Raw genomic sequence first — 15016 nt, forward strand, 5'->3', positions numbered from 1 at the left:
CTGTCAGAGCAGGCGGATCGGGGCCCCGTCGAGGTATGCCGTCACGTTCTCGACGACGCCCGTGAAGAACGTCGCGAAGACGTCACGCGTGACGTAGCCGAGGTGCGGCGTGAGGAGGGTGCGCGGGGCTGTGCGGAGTGGGTGGCCGGCGGGCAGCGGCTCCTCGTCGAAGACGTCGAGGCCGACGCCGCCCAGGTGGCCGCGGTCGAGGGCGGCGAGCAGGGCCACCTCGTCGACGATCGGGCCGCGCGAGGTGTTGACCAGCAGTGCGTCGGCACGCATGCGGGCCAGCTCCTGCTCACCGAGCAGGCCTCGGGTCTCGTCGGCGAGCGGCAGGTGGACCGAGACGACGTCGGAGGACGAGAGCAGCTCGTCGAGGGTGGCGGCGCGGGCCCCCGCGGCGCCGGCGCGCTCGGGCGTGAGGTTGCGACTCCACGCCACGACGTCCATGCCGAACGCCCGGCCGACGGCGGCCACCTGGCTGCCGATACGGCCCAGGCCGAGCAGCCCCAGCGTGTGCCCGGCGAGGTCGCGCCCGACGGTCGTCTGCCAGCCGCCGTCGCGCACGGCCCCTGCCTCTGGGACGAGGTGCCGGGCCAGGCCCAGGACGAGGGCCCAGGTCAGCTCGGCGGGAGCGGTGGCGAGGCTCTCGGTGCCGCACACGGTGATGCCCGCCTCGGCCGCGGCGGCCGTGTCGATGCTCGGGTTGCGCCTCCCGGTGGTGACGACGAGCCGCAGCCGCGGCAGGGCGGTCAGGACCGAGCGGGGGAGCGGCGTGCGCTCGCGCATGACGACAACGACGTCGTAGGGCTCGAGCCTCGAGGAGAGCGCCTCGGGCTCGCTCACGTGGTCGCCGAAGACGTCGACCGTGCACGGGTTCGTCGGGTGGTCGGTGACGGGCGACCAGTCGGCACTCGTCAGGGCCACGCCCTGGTAGTCGTCGAGCACCGCAATCCGCACGCGCCCAGCTTAGGCGGGCCCGGCGCAGGGACGGGCGGCCCCGGGGGCGGCGTCGGCGCGGACGTCGGCGGGTCGAGCGCCGGGAATGCGCGAAGCGCCGCTCTCTCGTGAGAGCGGCGCTTCGGGTGCTGCGACCCCGACCGGGCTCGAACCGGCGACCTCCGCCGTGACAGGGCGGCGCGCTAACCAACTGCGCTACGGGGCCTTACTGGTGGTGCGGGTGGAACTGTACTGCGTATCCCCAACGGGATTCGAACCCGTGCTGCCGCCGTGAAAGGGCGGAGTCCTAGGCCGCTAGACGATGGGGACCGGCCCTACCTATCCGTTGGGACGTCGAAACTATAGGGGAGTTTTGGGCACCGGCCAAATCCGCCGTGAGGAGCCTCGGAACGGCCGTCGCTCAGCCCTTCGCCCAGGCTCGGACGTCGTCCACCGGCCACGTCGTCACGATGCGTTCGGCCGGGATGCCGAGGCGCTCGGCGCGCTCGCAGCCGAGCGACTTCATGTCGAGCTGCCCGGGGGCGTGCGCGTCGGAGTCGATGGTGAAGAGACAGCCGAGGTCGCGCGCCAGCTCGATCAGCTCATCGGGCGGGTCGCAGCGCTCGGGGCGCGAGTTGATCTCGACCGCCACGTCGTTCTCGAGGCAGGCCCGGAAGACCTTCTCGGCGTCGAAGGCCGACGGCGGACGCTTGCCGCGGCCGCCCGTGACGAGCTGCCCGGTGCAGTGGGCGAGCACGTTGGTGCGGGGGTTGCGCACGGCGGCGACCATGCGCGGCGTCATCTCGAACGAGGGCTGGCGCAGCTTGGAGTGGATCGAGGCCGTGACGACGTCGAGCTGGTCGAGCATGTCGTCGTCCTGGTCGAGGGTGCCGTCGAGGTGGATGTCGACCTCGATGCCCTTGAGCAGCGTGAAGGCCTCGCCGAGGCTGGCGTTGATGGCATCGACGCGCTCAAGCTGGTCGGCCAGGCGCTCGCGGCTCAGGCCGTTGGCGACGGTCAGTCGCGGGGAGTGGTCGGTCAGCGCCATCCACTCCTGCCCGAGCTGCACCGCCGCCAGCACCATCTCCTCGATGGGGCTGCCGCCGTCGCTCCAGTTCGAGTGGGCGTGCAGGTCGCCGCGCAGCGCGGCATACAGCTCGGCACCGTCGGTGGTCAGCGGCTCGCCGTGCTTCTCCTCCGCCGAGACGAGGTAGGCCGGCAGCACCCCTCGCACCGCCTGCCCGATGATGGCCGCGCTCGAGTCGCCGATCCCCTTGATCTGCTTGAGGGTTCCGGCTTCGACGCGCTCGCGCAGCTCGTCGTCGGAGATGAGCGTGATGGCCTCGATCGTCTTGCGGAACGCGTCGATGCGGTAGCTGCTCTCGCGACCCCGCTCGAGCAGGAAGCAGATGCGTCGCAGGGCGTCGAGCGGGCTGACGGGTGCCTGCGGAGGGGTCGGCTGCTCCATGCCGTGCAGCCTAACCGCGCGGGCAGGGCGCCGGCCGGGCTAGCGCTGCAGCGGCGGAAGCGTGGAGCCGTCGGGCAGCTTGCCGGTGGGAATGGCCGTGGAGGGGACGACGCGGACGAGGTCGCCGTAGCGCTGTGCGAGCAGGCCCGGCGAGCCGCCCTCGTCGGCCAGCACGACGACGGTGTCGCTCCTGGCGTCCATCGCGAGGCCGAGGACCTGGATGCCCTTGGCACGCCACGCTTCTCGCTCACTGCCGATCTGCTGCAGCACTCGTGCCTTCTCGGCGTACGAGTGCTTCACGACGACGAAGTCGACGTCGCCCGGCGACGGCATGGCGCCCCTGACGAGCCGCTCGAGCGAGGGGTCGTGCCGGGTCACGGTGACCACTACGCGTGAACCCGCGTCGTCGGCGGCATACGCCCCCGAGAAGACGTCCGCCCAACGCGTGACGAGCTGCTGCTCGACGGTGTCGAAGGCGGCGGTCTGCGGGCTGGCGACGGCGCCGAACCACGTGGAGGCCTCTCGCGCAGGGCCGACGACGGACGGGGCCACCTCGGGCCCGCTCGCGCCGTCCGTGCCGCGCAGGGACTGCGGGTCGCCGCCGGAGCCGCTGTCGTCGACACCCTTGAGCGCCTCGGCCGCAGACCCGGCCGTGGCACTGCTCGGCGAGCCGGAGTGGTTGGTCACCCAGGCGGTGCCGACCGTGCCGACCACGACGAGCGCGGCGGCCGCGCCGAACACCGCGGACCGGCGTCGGAACGTGCGCGCCCGGCCGCGGACGAGGGCCCGCTGCACGAAGAGGTCGTCGCGTGGCGGCTCGAGGTCGTTCATGGTGGCCAGCGCCTTTCGCAGCTCCAGCTCGCCCGCCTCGGGGGCGGAGCGCTGCTCCGGGGTGTCGGGCCCGAACACGTCGTCGGTGTCGCTCATGAGACGGCTCCTGCCCCGGTCAGTGGTGGTTCGGCGAGCCGGCCGCGCAGGGCGGCGAGCCCGCGCGAGATCTGGCTCTTGATGGTGCCCTCGGCCACGCCGGTGCACTCGGCGATCTGGGGCACGGTGAGGTCCTCCCAGAAGCGGAGGACGAGGACGGCGCGCTGCTTCTCGGGCAGCTCGTGCAACAGGTCGGTGAGGGTCATCGCGAGCTCGCGGTCGTGGTCGGTCGTGGCCGGCTCCGGGGCCTCGTCGGTGAGCACCTCGCGGCGTCGTTTTCGCTGGTCGTTGAGGTAGAGGTTCATCATCGTGCGTCTCGTGTAGGCGGTCTCTGCCCCCGTGGCGATGCGTGGCCACGCCACGTACACCCGGGCCAGCGCCTCCTGGACGAGCTCGTCGCCGTCGGCCCAGTTGCCGCAGAGCAGGTAGGCGCGCCGGCGCAGCATCGTCTGCCGCTCCTCCACGAAGGCGCGGAACGCCGCCTCGTCCCTCCGTCTCATGTGCTCCCGCTCGTTCGGGTCGGTCGGTCCGGTCGGCCCGTCAGGTCGTCACTGGTTTCGTACACCCCCTTGGACACACGGGCACCCCGAACCGTTGCACAGCCCGTTGACCGCTTCCGGCGGGTCACCACAGGCCGTAGCCCGTGCGGGCCGCAGGCACCGCGCACGTGTGCCGTGTGCGTCCTGTTGTCCGACGCGTCGCGGTGCTGGCTGGTGGAGGAGCTCAGACCGCGCGGCCGAGCTCGAGGAGGGCGAGCATGACGGCTGCGATCGTCTCGCCGTCGGTGCCGCCCGCCGGCCGTCGGGCCGGGTCACGGCGTCCTCGCGGGCGGGATCCACGGGTGCTCGTCGACGACGCGCGTGTCTCGGACGGGCCAGCTCAGTGCCGCCCTCGCTCGAGGTCGAGGAGCCGCTCCTTGGCGGGCAGGCCGCCGAGGTAGCCACCGAGCGAGCCGTCGGAGCGCACGACCCGGTGGCACGGGACGACGATCGGCAGCGGGTTGGTGGCGCACGCCGAGCCGACGGCCCGGACGGCGCGCGGGCTGCCCGAGGCGACGGCGACCTGGCCGTAGCTCTCGGTGGACCCGTAGGGGATCTCCTTCAGGTGCTGGAGCACCGAGAGCCGGAAGCCGCGGGCGAGGCGCAGGTCGACCGGCACGTCGAAGGCGCGCCGTCCGCCGGCGAAGTAGTCGTCGAGCTCGCGGGCCAGGGGGTCGAGACGGTTGCCCCCGCGGAGGATCCGCGAACCGACCGTCGCGCCCAGCGACTCGAGCACCCGGTCGTGGTCCTCGACCGCGAACGCCACGCGTACGACCCCGGCCTCGGTGGCGGCGAGCAGCAGGGCGCCGACGGGGGAGTCGACGACGCGATAGCTCGCGTCGACCGACGACTCCGTGGTGGCGCGCTCGAGGAGTGCCTCGTGCAGCGCCGCAAGGTGCTGGTCGTCGTCGGCCGTCACGGTGGTCAGGAGCTGGGTCGTGGTGTCAGACATGGGTGCTCACCCTTCCGTCGGGTGCGTAGGTGGACCGCAGTCGCGCGATGCCGTCGGCCGCGGCGCGGCGTGTGGCCGCGGGCGTGCCGCCGACGATGCGGGCGACCTCGGGGTGGGGCAGGCCGGCCACGTGGTGGTAGGCCACGCACAGGCGTTGCTTCTCGGGGAGTTCGGCCAGGGCGGTCCAGAGGTCGCCGTCGGGCAGCGCCTCCTCCGGCTGGTCGCGGCGTGGGGCGGTGGCATCGGGCACCTGCGCCACCGGGACCGCCTGGCGTGCGCCCGCCCGGGCGACGTCGACGGCCTTGCGGTGCGCGATGGTGACGAGCCACGCCCGGACGTTCGCGTCGTCGGGCAGGTCGGGCCAGGCCCGCAGCGCCGAGAGGAAGGTCTCGGACCACGCGTCGTCGGCCTCGTCAACGCCCAGCACCGCGCGGCAGACGCGCAGCACCACGGCCCCGTGCTCGGTGACGGCCTGCTCGAACGGTCGCTTCATGCCCTGTAGACGCTCCGGCCCGCGGAAGTGTGAGGTCACCAGTGTGGCGGACGCCGTCGGCGCGGTGGCGGAGTGCCGACAGGCGGCCGCCGCTCGCTCAGAAGAGGCGGCCGACGTCGGCGGCGGCGGGCTCCTCGAGCGAGAGGAGGAAGCGCTTGCGGTCGAGCCCACCGGCATACCCGACGAGGGAGCCGTCGGCCCCGACGACGCGGTGGCACGGGACGACGACGGCGATCGGGTTGCGCCCGTTGGCGGTGCCGACGGCCTGTGCGAGGTTGCGGTCGCCGAGCGCCCGGGCGAGGTCGCCGTAGCTGCGGGTCTCGCCGTAGGGGATCTCGCGCAGCAGGGCCCACACGCGCTGGTGGAAGTCGTCACCGCGCGGTGCGAGCGGCAGGTCGAAGTCGGTCAGCGCGCCGGTGAAGTAGGCGGCCAGCTGCACCGAAGCGGCCGCGAAGAGCTCGTCGGCGACGTCGCCGGGCTCGCCGAGGACCTCGGGGTCGGCGGGGCGGTACTTGGCGGCGTCCATGAGCAGGTGCGTGATCGCGCCGTCCTCGGCGACGACGGTGAGGTCACCGATCGGCGAGGGGAGGACGACGTGCCCGCGGCTCATGCGTCGTGGTCGCGCTTCTCGCCGGCGCCGTGGGCGGCCACGATGTCGGCGTGCGTGGGCACGGGGAACTCGGCGGCGTAGTCGCCGTAGGCGCGGGGGTCCTCGGAGGGCTCGAGGTGGCAGGTCAGGGCGACGTCGCCGAACTCGCGGTGCACGGCGTCCTCGACCTCCTCCATGAGGTCGTGGCCCTGCTGGACGGTCCAGGCCCCGGGAACGAGCACGTGCACCTCGGCGAACCGGTGGTGGCCCGAGAGCCGCGTGCGCAGCGCGTGGAAGTGGACCTCGCGGGTGACGAACCGCGCGAGGATCTCGGCGATGGCCGCGTTGTCCTCCTTGGGCATCGCGATGTCCATCAGGCCCTCGGTGGACTCGCGGATCAGCTTCCAGCCGGTCCAGATGATGTTGAGCCCGACGAGGAAGGCGACGACCGGGTCGAGGCGCTCGATGCCGGTGAGGGAGACCACGAGCACCCCGACGACGACGCCGGCGGACGTCCAGACGTCGGTCATCAGGTGCTTGCCGTCGGCGGTGAGGGTCAGGGAGCGGTGCTGTCGACCGGCGCGCAGCAGCACCACGGCGACGACGCCGTTGACGACCGAGGCGACGACCGAGATGGCGAGACCGAGCCCGACGTTCTCGATGGGCTGCGGCCGGATGAAGCGCTCGACGGCACTGACGACGATGACCACCGCGGCGACGAAGATCATCATCCCCTCGACGGCCGCCGAGAAGTACTCGGCCTTGGAGTGGCCGAAGTGGTGGTTCTTGTCGGCCGGCATGGCGGCGACCTTGAGCGCGATGAGGACCGCGATGGCCGCCACGAGGTTCACGACCGACTCGGCGGCGTCGGACAGGAGGCCGACCGAGCCGGTGATGCGCCAGGCGACGAACTTCAGGGTGATCGTCACGACCGCGGCGGCGATCGAGAGGTAGGCGAAGCGGCTCAGGTCGCGCGTCTGCTGCATGCGGTTGCCGCCCTCGGGCACGGGCGTGGGAGTCGTTGACACGCCTCCAGTGTCGCAAACGGCACCGACGACGAGCCGGGTGGACCCGTACGCCGACGGCTGGTGGCGATGGTGCCCGAGCGGGTAGGGCAGAGGTATCCGATCGTTGGCGAAAGGAGCCCGACATGGGAACCGAGGACAAGGCCAGGAACATGGGCGAGGACCTCAAGGGCAAGGCCAAGGAAGCCGCCGGAAAGGTCACCGACAACGAGCGACTCGAGGCCGAGGGTGAGCGAGACCAGGCCTCGGCAGACCTCAAGCAGCGGGGCGAGCAGCTCAAGGACGCGGGCGAGGACGTCAAGGACGCCTTCGACCGCTGACCTTCCGGTACGGGGTGGGCCGGTCCCGACGGGGGCCGGCCCGCTGCCGTCCCGTCGGGCACGCGCGGCGAGCCGGTCGGCCGGTCACCCACCGGGGTCGTATGCCGCCCGGCCGGGTCGAAGGCGTCTGTCCCTTGCCAGCGCGGTGTCGGGTCCGTGAGGCTCGACGGGACGAACGTTCCGCTCCCTCCGCTCCCCCCGAGAGGCGCAAGCCGTGACCCAGACGAGCCACCCGAGCCAGACGAGCCCTCCGACGAACGCGACCCTCCCCGCCCCCACTGCCGAGGAGATCGCCTCGATGGACGCCTGGTGGCGGGCCAACAACTACCTCACGATCGGCCAGATCTACCTGCAGGACAACGCCCTGCTGCGCGAGCCGCTGCGGCCCGAGCACATCAAGCCCCGGCTGCTCGGCCACTGGGGCACGAGCCCCGGCCTGTCGTTCGTCTACACGCACCTGTCGCGGGTCATCCGCCACACCGGGCAGCAGACGATCTACCTCACCGGCCCGGGCCACGGCGGTCCGGCACTCGTCGCCGCGGGCTACCTCGAGGGCACCTACTCCGAGACCTACCCGAAGATCCCCCGCGACGCGGACGGCGTCAGGCGGCTGTTCCGCCAGTTCTCGGCGCCCGGTGGCATCCCGAGCCACGTCTCGGTGACGACCCCGGGCTCGATCCACGAGGGTGGCGAGCTGGGCTACGTGCTCATGCACGCGTTCGGCGCGGTGATGGACAACCCCGACCTGCTGGCGCTCGCCGTCGTCGGGGACGGCGAGGCCGAGACGGGCCCGCTCGAGGGCTCGTGGAAGGGCATCTCCTTCCTCAACCCCCGCCGTGACGGGGCGGTGCTGCCGGTGCTGCACCTCAACGGCGCGAAGATCGCGGGCCCCACGGTGCTCGGGCGCAAGGACCCGGCCGAGGTGCGCAGCCTGCTCGAGGGCCACGGCTACGAGGTGTTCGAGGTCGAGGGTGACGACCTGCCGGGCATGCACGAGCGCTTCGCGGAGACGCTGGCGACGGCGTACGCCCGGATCAGGGGCATCCAGACCGAGGCGCGCGCGGACGGGTGGGTCCTGGCCCGGCGGCCGCGGTGGCCGCTCATCGTCCTGCGCACCCCGAAGGGCTGGACCGGCCCCGACGAGGTCGACGGCGTCAAGGTGACCGGCACGTGGCGCGCGCACCAGGTGCCGCTCTCGGGGGTCAGGGACAACCCGGAGCACCTCGCGCAGCTCGAGTCGTGGATGCGGTCGTACCGGCCGGAGGAGCTCTTCGACGAGTCCGGCGCTCCCGACCAGACCGTGCTGCAGGCGAACCCGGAGGGTGACCTGCGGATGAGCGCGTCGCCGCACGCGAACGGCGGGGTTCTGACGAAGGACCTCGACCTGCCGGACTTCCGTGACTTCGCCCGCGACGTCCCCTCCCCGGCGACGGTGCGGGAGGAGTCGACGCGGGCCCTGGGCGAGCTCATGCGCGAGCTCTACGTGCGCAACCCGACGACGTTCCGCCTCTTCAGCCCCGACGAGACGAACAGCAACCGGGTGGGGGCGGTCTTCGACGTCTCCGACCGCATGACGGCGGAGCGGGTCACCGACGACGACGTGCAGCTCTCGCACGAGGGCCGGGTCATGGAGGTGCTCTCGGAGCACAACTGCCACGGCTGGCTCGAGGGCTACAACCTGACCGGCAGGCACGGGCTCTTCGCGACCTACGAGGCGTTCGCGATGGTGAGCGCATCGATGACGGTGCAGCACTCCAAGTGGCTGCAGGAGGCCAACCGGCTCGACTGGCGTGCCGAGGTGCCGAGCCTCAACATCCTGTTGACCTCGACGGCGTGGCGGAACGACCACAACGGCTTCTCGCACCAGGGGCCCGGGCTCATCCAGACGGTCCTCAACGCCAAGGGTGACGTCTCGCGCATCTACCTGCCGCCGGACGCGAACTGCCTTCTGTCCGTTGCCGATCACTGCTTCCGGTCGAGGAACTACGTCAACCTCGTGGTCATCGACAAGCAGCCGCAGCCGCAGTGGCTCACCATCGACGAGGCGGTCGAGCACTGCGCGCGGGGCGCCGGAGTGTGGGACTGGGCGGGCAACGACGACGGCGACCGCGATCCCGACATCGTGCTCGCCTGCGCGGGTGACGTGGTGACCATGGAGGTCGTCGCTGCGGGGCAGATCCTGCGGGAACGCCTGCCGCAGCTACGGGTTCGCGTCGTCAACGTCGTCGACCTCATGAGCCTGCCGCGGGAGCGCAGCCACCCGCACGGCATGGACGACGTGCGCTTCGGCGAGCTGTTCACCGACCACGTCGACGTCGTGTTCGCCTTCCACGGCTACCACGGGGCCATCCACCAGCTCGTGCACGGCCGGCCCGACGCCGACCGCTTCCACGTGCGCGGCTTCAGCGAGGAGGGCACGACGACGACGCCGTTCGACATGGTGGTGCGCAACGAGGTCGACCGCTACCACCTCGTCATCGACGCCATCAACAACGCCGGGCGCCAGGTTCGTGGGTCGAGCGAGCTGAAGCAGTGGTGCGAGTCGCAGCTCGCCAAGCACACGGCATACATCGTCGAGCACCTCGAGGACATGCCCGAGGTGCGTGACTGGGTGATGACGACCGTCGTCGAGGACTGAGCCACAAGCCCCCTGGCTCATGCCGTCCGGCTGCCGGGCGGCATACCGGCGCGGTCAGTCGCGGCGCGGGGCGACGACCACCTCGACACCGTTGTCGCGGAACGCCTGCAGCTGCGCGGGGTCGGCGGACGCGTCGGTGACGAGGGTCCACGTGCGGGGCATGACGGCCCACGCGTGGAAGGGCGACTGGCCGAGCTTGTCGGCGTGCGCGAGGACGTAGGTGTGCTCAGCCCGGCTCATCATGAGCTCCTTGAGCCGGGTCTGCTCGAGGTCGGCCTCGCAGATGCCGCGCTCGGCGTGCACGCTGTCGGCGCCCATGAACGCGCGGTCGAAGCTGAGCCGCTGCACGGCCGCCTCGGCAAGGGGGCCGACGAACGCCTGGCTGAGCGGGCGCAGCCGGCCGCCGAGGGCGATGACGTCGATGCCGACGCTGTCGGCGAGGGTGCCCATCGCGCTGATGCCTGCCGTGACGACGGTCAGCTCGGTGAGCTCGGGCAGCTTCGTGATGGCGTCGGCCAGCGCGCCCATCGTCGAACCGGCGTCGAGGAGCACGGTCTCGCCGGGTTCGATCTGGTCGGCCGCCCACGACGCGATGTCGCGCTTGGCCGCGTGCGCCTCGCCGAGACGCTGGCGCAGCGAGGCCTCGGGGTGGTGGGCGAGGCTCATGACGCCGCCGTAGGTGCGTGCGAGCTGGCCCTGGGCGGTCAGCTTGGCGAGGTCACGCCGGATCGTCGACGCCGTCACGCCCAGCTGGTCGGAGAGCTCCTCCACGCTCGCGAGCCCGCTGGTCGTGGCGAGGCGCACGATCTCGCCCCGACGCGTCTGTGCGGTGTGCTTCGCCACGCTGGGCACCCTAGGCGTCCACGGCCCGTGGCGCCATCTCCGCGCCGAGACGAAGCGCCTCGATCATGGAGCGGTGGTCGGCGACGCCCGTGCCGGCGATGTCGAAGGCGGTGCCGTGGTCGACCGACGTGCGGATGACCGGCAGGCCGATGGTGACGTTGACGCCGGCCTCGAGGCCGAGCACCTTGACCGGGCCGTGTCCCTGGTCGTGGTACATCGCGACGACCAGGTCGTAGTCGCCGCGCCCGGCGAGGAAGAACAGCGTGTCGGCCGGGAGGGCGCCATGGACGTCGATGCCGTCGGCCCGGCACACCTCGACGGCCGGGTTGATCTTCGACTCCTCCTCGCCGTAGCCGAAGAGGCCGTTCTCGCCGGCGTGCGGGTTGATGCCGCAGACGCCGATCTTCGGGTCGGGGGTGCCGGCGTCGACGAGGGCCTTGTGCCCACGGCGGATGACCCGCTCGACGAGACCGGGCTCGATGCGGTTCACGGCGTCGATCAGACCGATGTGCGTGGTCACGTGGATGACCTTCACCTTCTCGGTGGAGAGCATCATGGACACCTCGGGGGTGCCGGTGAGGTGGGCGAGCAGCTCGGTGTGGCCCGGGAAGACGTGCCCGCCGGCGTGCAGCGCCTCCTTGTTGAGCGGGGCCGTGCAGATGGCCTGCACCTTGCCGGCCATCGCGAGCTCGGACGCGACACGGATGTAGTGGTACGCCGCGTCGCCGGCCTTCGCGGACAGCTGGCCGAACGGCAGGTCCTCGGGCAGGAGGGCGAGGTCGATGACGTTGATGCGGCCCGGGATCTCGGTCGCCTCGTCGACGTCCGTGATCGTCACGATGTCGACGGCGACACCGGCGACGTCGGCGGCCTGCTTGAGCCGCAGCGCGTCACCGACGACGACGACGCGCGCCATCGTGGCCACGTGCGGGTCGGCCAGGGCCTTGACGATGATCTCGGGGCCGATGCCGGCGCCGTCTCCCATGGTCACGGCGATGCGGGGAAGGGCGGCGGTCATGGGTTCTCCTTGGTGGTGGCGCTGCTGGGGGCGGTCGCGCTCTGGGTGGTGCTGACGGTGAGTGCGGGGCTGGATGCCTGGGGGCAGGTGGTCGGGCCGCTGCCGAGCAGGTGGGTGGCGACCGCGACGAGTGACTGTGGTCGGCCGAAGCTGCCCGGCCGGGTGACGACGGTGCGGCCGCCGGGGCGGGTGCTGACGACGGTCCCCGTCTCGATCTGCGTGACGACCTCGAGCGCATGGACGCCGAGTCGGTCGAGGACCGCCCGGGCGGTCTCGCCTCCGGACAGGAAGAGGGCGTCGTACGCGTCGGCGGCCGGGGCGACCGCGTCGGCCAGGGCCTCGGCGAGCCGCCGGGCGCGCGACGGGTCGGCCGGCGCTGTGGGGTCGAGGGTCACCACGACGACACCGCCGGGCAGCGCGGCGCCGAGGTGACGGCGTACGTGCTCGGGGTCGGTGAGCAGGTCGTCGGGCCGGACCAGCAGGGTGTGCACGGAGTGCGCAGCGCGCAGGTGCGCGAGCTGGTCGGCGAGCCCGGGTGCACGCGTGCCGAGCACGAAGAGCACGGAGGGGGCGGGTTCGGAGTCCGCGCCCGGGCGCGGTTCCGTCTCGCCGTCGTGTGCTGTGCCGTCGGAGGGCGCGCCGTGGCGCGGTTCGGGGTCGGGGCGCTCGAGGGGGAGAGCGCGGGCTGCGACGGCGGCCAGGGCCCCCGAGCCGACGAGCAGGGCCTCGGGCGTGGACCCGGTGGCGGCGGCGTGCACCGTCTCGAGGTCGGTCTCGGTGGCTGCGTCGCAGACGGCGACGAGGCCTGAGGCACGTGCGTGGGCCAGTGCCTCCGCCACGGCGTCGACGCCGAGAGCGACGGTGGCCTGGGGCACGACGACGGTGCGCAGCGGGCGCAGTGCCTCGGACACGGCCGTCGGCGCGGGCGTCGGTTCGACGTCCCAGAGATCCGTCTGATGCAGGGGGGTGCCGGCGACGTGGAGCACGCCGTCACGCACGATGCGGTGCAGGCCCGGGTTGGCGACAGCCACGACGGGCGTGCGCCCCAGCTCCTGCGCGAGCGCGGCGACTTCGGCCCCGACGTGGCCACGCAGCAGCGAGTCGACCTTCTTGACGACGACCGGGGCGGCTGCGACGAGCCGAGCCGCAGCACGGACCGCGCGGACGGCTGCCTCCTGGGTGAGGCGTCGCGAGTCTGTGTCGACGGTGACGCAGGTGGCGTCGGAGGAGGCGGTCTCCGAGGCGACCGCGGCAGGGGAGTCTCGGTGGGCGTCGGGGGCGGGCGCCAATGCGACGCTGCTGCGCGAAACACGCAGTAGTGCGTGGACAGCGCACTCCGCGGCGCCGCTCAGATCGTCGGCGACGACCGCCAGGGCCGGTGCTGCCATGTCCCCTCCTCACCAGGTCGACGAAACAAATGTCCTTGTAAGGCAAGGGAATCGGCGACCTTGCCAGTTGGGTGAAGGACGATCATGCATACCCTCTGGATGCGTCCCGGCAGCATGTGACCAACTGTTCCTTCACAAAAAACGCTACAGGTATTGCGCGAATCGCGCAATGGTGCGAAGGTTGGGGAACCCGAGGGGCGCAGCGTGCGCCGCCGACGGAGAGGCCACCGCTCAACGAGGAGTTCCGATGCCCCAGCAGCCCGCACTGCTTCCCACGTCTGACCAGTCGACGCGGGAGGTCTCGCGTCGCTCGATCCTCAAGCTCGCCTCGCTGGCCGGCGCCGGAGCGCTCTTCGCTCCCGCCCTCGCCGCCTGCGCCGGGCCCAAGTCCGCCAACTCAGCCAGCACTGCCGGGGCAGGCGCTGCGGGCGGCACCCTGAGCATCGTGCTCAACCGCAACCTGGTCAGCCTCGACAACAAGCTGAACCAGTACGACGCGGCCGTCACCGTCCAGCGCGCCGTGCGCGAGGCGCTGACGAAGATCGGCGACGACCTCAAGCCCGAGCTCGTCCTCGCCGAGTCCTTCGAGCAGACCAAGCCGACCGAGTGGACCGTCAAGCTGCGCAGCGACATCCACTACTCCGACAAGTCGCCGGTCACCGTCGAGGACGTCGAGACCGCGCTCAAGCTGTACTTCCAGGTCAAGGCCGGCTACGTCGCCTCGCAGTTCCCCGAGCAGCCGTCCTTCGCCAAGGTCGACGACAAGACGTTCACGCTCACCACCAAGACCCCGGTCGTCACCCTCGACTCGCTGATGTCCAACATCCTCATCACGCCGGCCAAGGACAACAAGGCCGAGGAGCTGAGCAACGGCCTCGGCACCGGCCCGTTCGTCATCACGACCGCCGACACGGGCACCGGCACCTACAAGCTCACCCGCAACGACAACTACTGGGGCGAGAAGGCGAAGCTGCAGGAGATCAACGTCTCCTACCAGGAGGAGGAGGGCGCACGCGTCATCGCGATCACCTCGGGCCAGGCCGACGTCATCGACACGATCACCCCCGAGTCGGCGGCATCGCTCAAGACGAACTCCGACGTCGACGTCATCGAGACGCCCGGCACCCGCCTGATCCACCTCTTCTACAACTTCCGCAAGCCCGCCGGCCACCCGCTCGCCAACCCCAAGGTGCGCGAGGCCCTGACGTACGCCATCGACCACGACTCGCTCATCAAGGCCCTGATGAACAACCAGGTCACCTCGGCCGAGGGCGTCGTGCCGAAGACCCTCGCGGGCTTCGCCAAGACCGGCGCCTACACCTATGACCCGGCCAAGGCCAAGAAGATGCTCGCCGACAACGGTGGCGCAGGCCTGAAGCTGACGTTCATCTGGGAGGACTCCGAGTTCGCCGGCGCCTCGCGGGTGCTCGAGGCCGTGTCGCAGATGCTGGCCGCCGTGGGCGTCACCGCCACCCTGAAGATGATCCCCAAGGGCGGCGAGATCAACGCGTGGCGTCGCGGCGAGGCCGGCGACTGGGACGTGCTCGCCAATGGCTACGGCAACCAGACCGGGCTGGCACTGACGAACCTGCAGGGGCAGTACGGCGGCACCGCGGAGAAGGAGAAGACGCGTGACACCTACCACGGCTTCGTCGTCCCGGAGATCACCGCGCTGCTCGACCAGGCCGGCGCCGAGGCCGACGAGGCCAAGCGCGACGCCCTGCTGGGGCAGGCCCAGGAGAAGATCTGGGCCCTGTGGCCGGCCATGTGGGCCTGGACGCCGAACAACGTCCTCGCCAAGCGCAAGCGTGTCGCGGCGCTGAAGCTGCGGGCCATCAACTCCTACGACCTCGGCGCCGTCACGGTCTCGGCCTGAC

14 protein-coding genes and 2 tRNA genes are annotated in these 15016 nt (G+C 71.7%); 3 read left to right on the forward strand and 13 right to left on the reverse strand.

The genetic code is table 11. From position 1 onward, the window contains the following. Positions 1-3: 3 nt before the first annotated feature. From ACFQ2V_RS08585 to ACFQ2V_RS08630, 10 genes are all read right to left on the reverse strand, one after another. Positions 4-960, reverse strand: a complete 957-nt coding sequence (locus ACFQ2V_RS08585; RefSeq protein ID WP_386052253.1) for a D-2-hydroxyacid dehydrogenase family protein — start codon at positions 958-960, stop codon at positions 4-6. Between the two features lie 131 nt (positions 961-1091). Then, a tRNA-Asp gene (locus tag ACFQ2V_RS08590) sits at positions 1092-1165 on the reverse strand. A 31-nt stretch (positions 1166-1196) separates the two neighbouring features. Beyond that, positions 1197-1269, reverse strand: a tRNA-Glu gene (locus ACFQ2V_RS08595). Between the two features lie 91 nt (positions 1270-1360). Next, positions 1361-2407 (reverse strand): PHP domain-containing protein, encoded by a 1047-nt coding sequence (locus ACFQ2V_RS08600; protein WP_386052254.1) that lies wholly within the window; start codon positions 2405-2407, stop codon positions 1361-1363. Positions 2408-2446: 39 nt separating this feature from the next. Continuing rightward, positions 2447-3334, reverse strand: a complete 888-nt coding sequence (locus tag ACFQ2V_RS08605; protein ID WP_386052255.1) for a hypothetical protein — start codon at positions 3332-3334, stop codon at positions 2447-2449. Then, entirely contained in the window at positions 3331-3834 is a 504-nt protein-coding gene (locus tag ACFQ2V_RS08610; RefSeq protein ID WP_386052256.1) for a SigE family RNA polymerase sigma factor, read from the reverse strand. The genes ACFQ2V_RS08605 and ACFQ2V_RS08610 overlap by 4 nt, the downstream gene beginning before the upstream one ends. A gap of 379 nt (positions 3835-4213) precedes the next feature. Further along, positions 4214-4825: a methylated-DNA--[protein]-cysteine S-methyltransferase gene (locus ACFQ2V_RS08615; protein WP_386052257.1), complete on the reverse strand. Its 612-nt coding sequence runs from the start codon at positions 4823-4825 to the stop codon at positions 4214-4216. After that, entirely contained in the window at positions 4818-5318 is a 501-nt protein-coding gene (locus ACFQ2V_RS08620) for an RNA polymerase sigma factor (RefSeq protein ID WP_386052258.1), read from the reverse strand. The genes ACFQ2V_RS08615 and ACFQ2V_RS08620 overlap by 8 nt, the downstream gene beginning before the upstream one ends. 97 nt (positions 5319-5415) lie before the next feature. Then, positions 5416-5928 (reverse strand): methylated-DNA--[protein]-cysteine S-methyltransferase, encoded by a 513-nt coding sequence (locus ACFQ2V_RS08625; RefSeq protein WP_386052259.1) that lies wholly within the window; start codon positions 5926-5928, stop codon positions 5416-5418. Then, the gene (locus ACFQ2V_RS08630; RefSeq protein ID WP_386052366.1) at positions 5925-6893 is read right to left on the reverse strand and encodes a cation diffusion facilitator family transporter; all 969 of its coding nucleotides are present in this window, start codon (positions 6891-6893) and stop codon (positions 5925-5927) included. The genes ACFQ2V_RS08625 and ACFQ2V_RS08630 overlap by 4 nt, the downstream gene beginning before the upstream one ends. 164 nt (positions 6894-7057) lie before the next feature. Here ACFQ2V_RS08630 and ACFQ2V_RS08635 point away from each other — a divergent pair, with 164 nt between their 5' ends. Then, positions 7058-7252: a CsbD family protein gene (locus tag ACFQ2V_RS08635; RefSeq protein ID WP_386052260.1), complete on the forward strand. Its 195-nt coding sequence runs from the start codon at positions 7058-7060 to the stop codon at positions 7250-7252. Positions 7253-7466: 214 nt separating this feature from the next. Beyond that, positions 7467-9890 (forward strand): phosphoketolase family protein, encoded by a 2424-nt coding sequence (locus ACFQ2V_RS08640; protein WP_386052261.1) that lies wholly within the window; start codon positions 7467-7469, stop codon positions 9888-9890. Positions 9891-9944: 54 nt separating this feature from the next. Here ACFQ2V_RS08640 and ACFQ2V_RS08645 read toward each other — a convergent pair whose 3' ends face one another. From ACFQ2V_RS08645 to ACFQ2V_RS08655, 3 genes are read right to left on the reverse strand one after another with little or no spacing between them, the layout of a single operon-like run. Continuing rightward, positions 9945-10733 carry a DeoR/GlpR family DNA-binding transcription regulator gene (locus ACFQ2V_RS08645; RefSeq protein WP_386052262.1) on the reverse strand — a complete coding sequence of 263 codons (789 nt, stop codon included), beginning with the start codon at positions 10731-10733 and terminating at the stop codon, positions 9945-9947. Between the two features lie 10 nt (positions 10734-10743). Continuing rightward, positions 10744-11751: a 4-hydroxythreonine-4-phosphate dehydrogenase PdxA gene (gene pdxA / locus ACFQ2V_RS08650; RefSeq protein WP_386052263.1), complete on the reverse strand. Its 1008-nt coding sequence runs from the start codon at positions 11749-11751 to the stop codon at positions 10744-10746. Beyond that, positions 11748-13139 carry a four-carbon acid sugar kinase family protein gene (locus ACFQ2V_RS08655; RefSeq protein ID WP_386052264.1) on the reverse strand — a complete coding sequence of 464 codons (1392 nt, stop codon included), beginning with the start codon at positions 13137-13139 and terminating at the stop codon, positions 11748-11750. Before ACFQ2V_RS08655 ends, pdxA begins: the two co-directional genes overlap by 4 nt. 247 nt (positions 13140-13386) lie before the next feature. Here ACFQ2V_RS08655 and ACFQ2V_RS08660 point away from each other — a divergent pair, with 247 nt between their 5' ends. After that, entirely contained in the window at positions 13387-15015 is a 1629-nt protein-coding gene (locus ACFQ2V_RS08660; protein ID WP_386052265.1) for an ABC transporter substrate-binding protein, read from the forward strand. The last annotated feature ends 1 nt before the right edge of the window (position 15016 follow it).

This window comes from Terrabacter terrigena (assembly GCF_042676085.1).
GTDB lineage: Bacteria > Actinomycetota > Actinomycetes > Actinomycetales > Dermatophilaceae > Terrabacter > Terrabacter terrigena.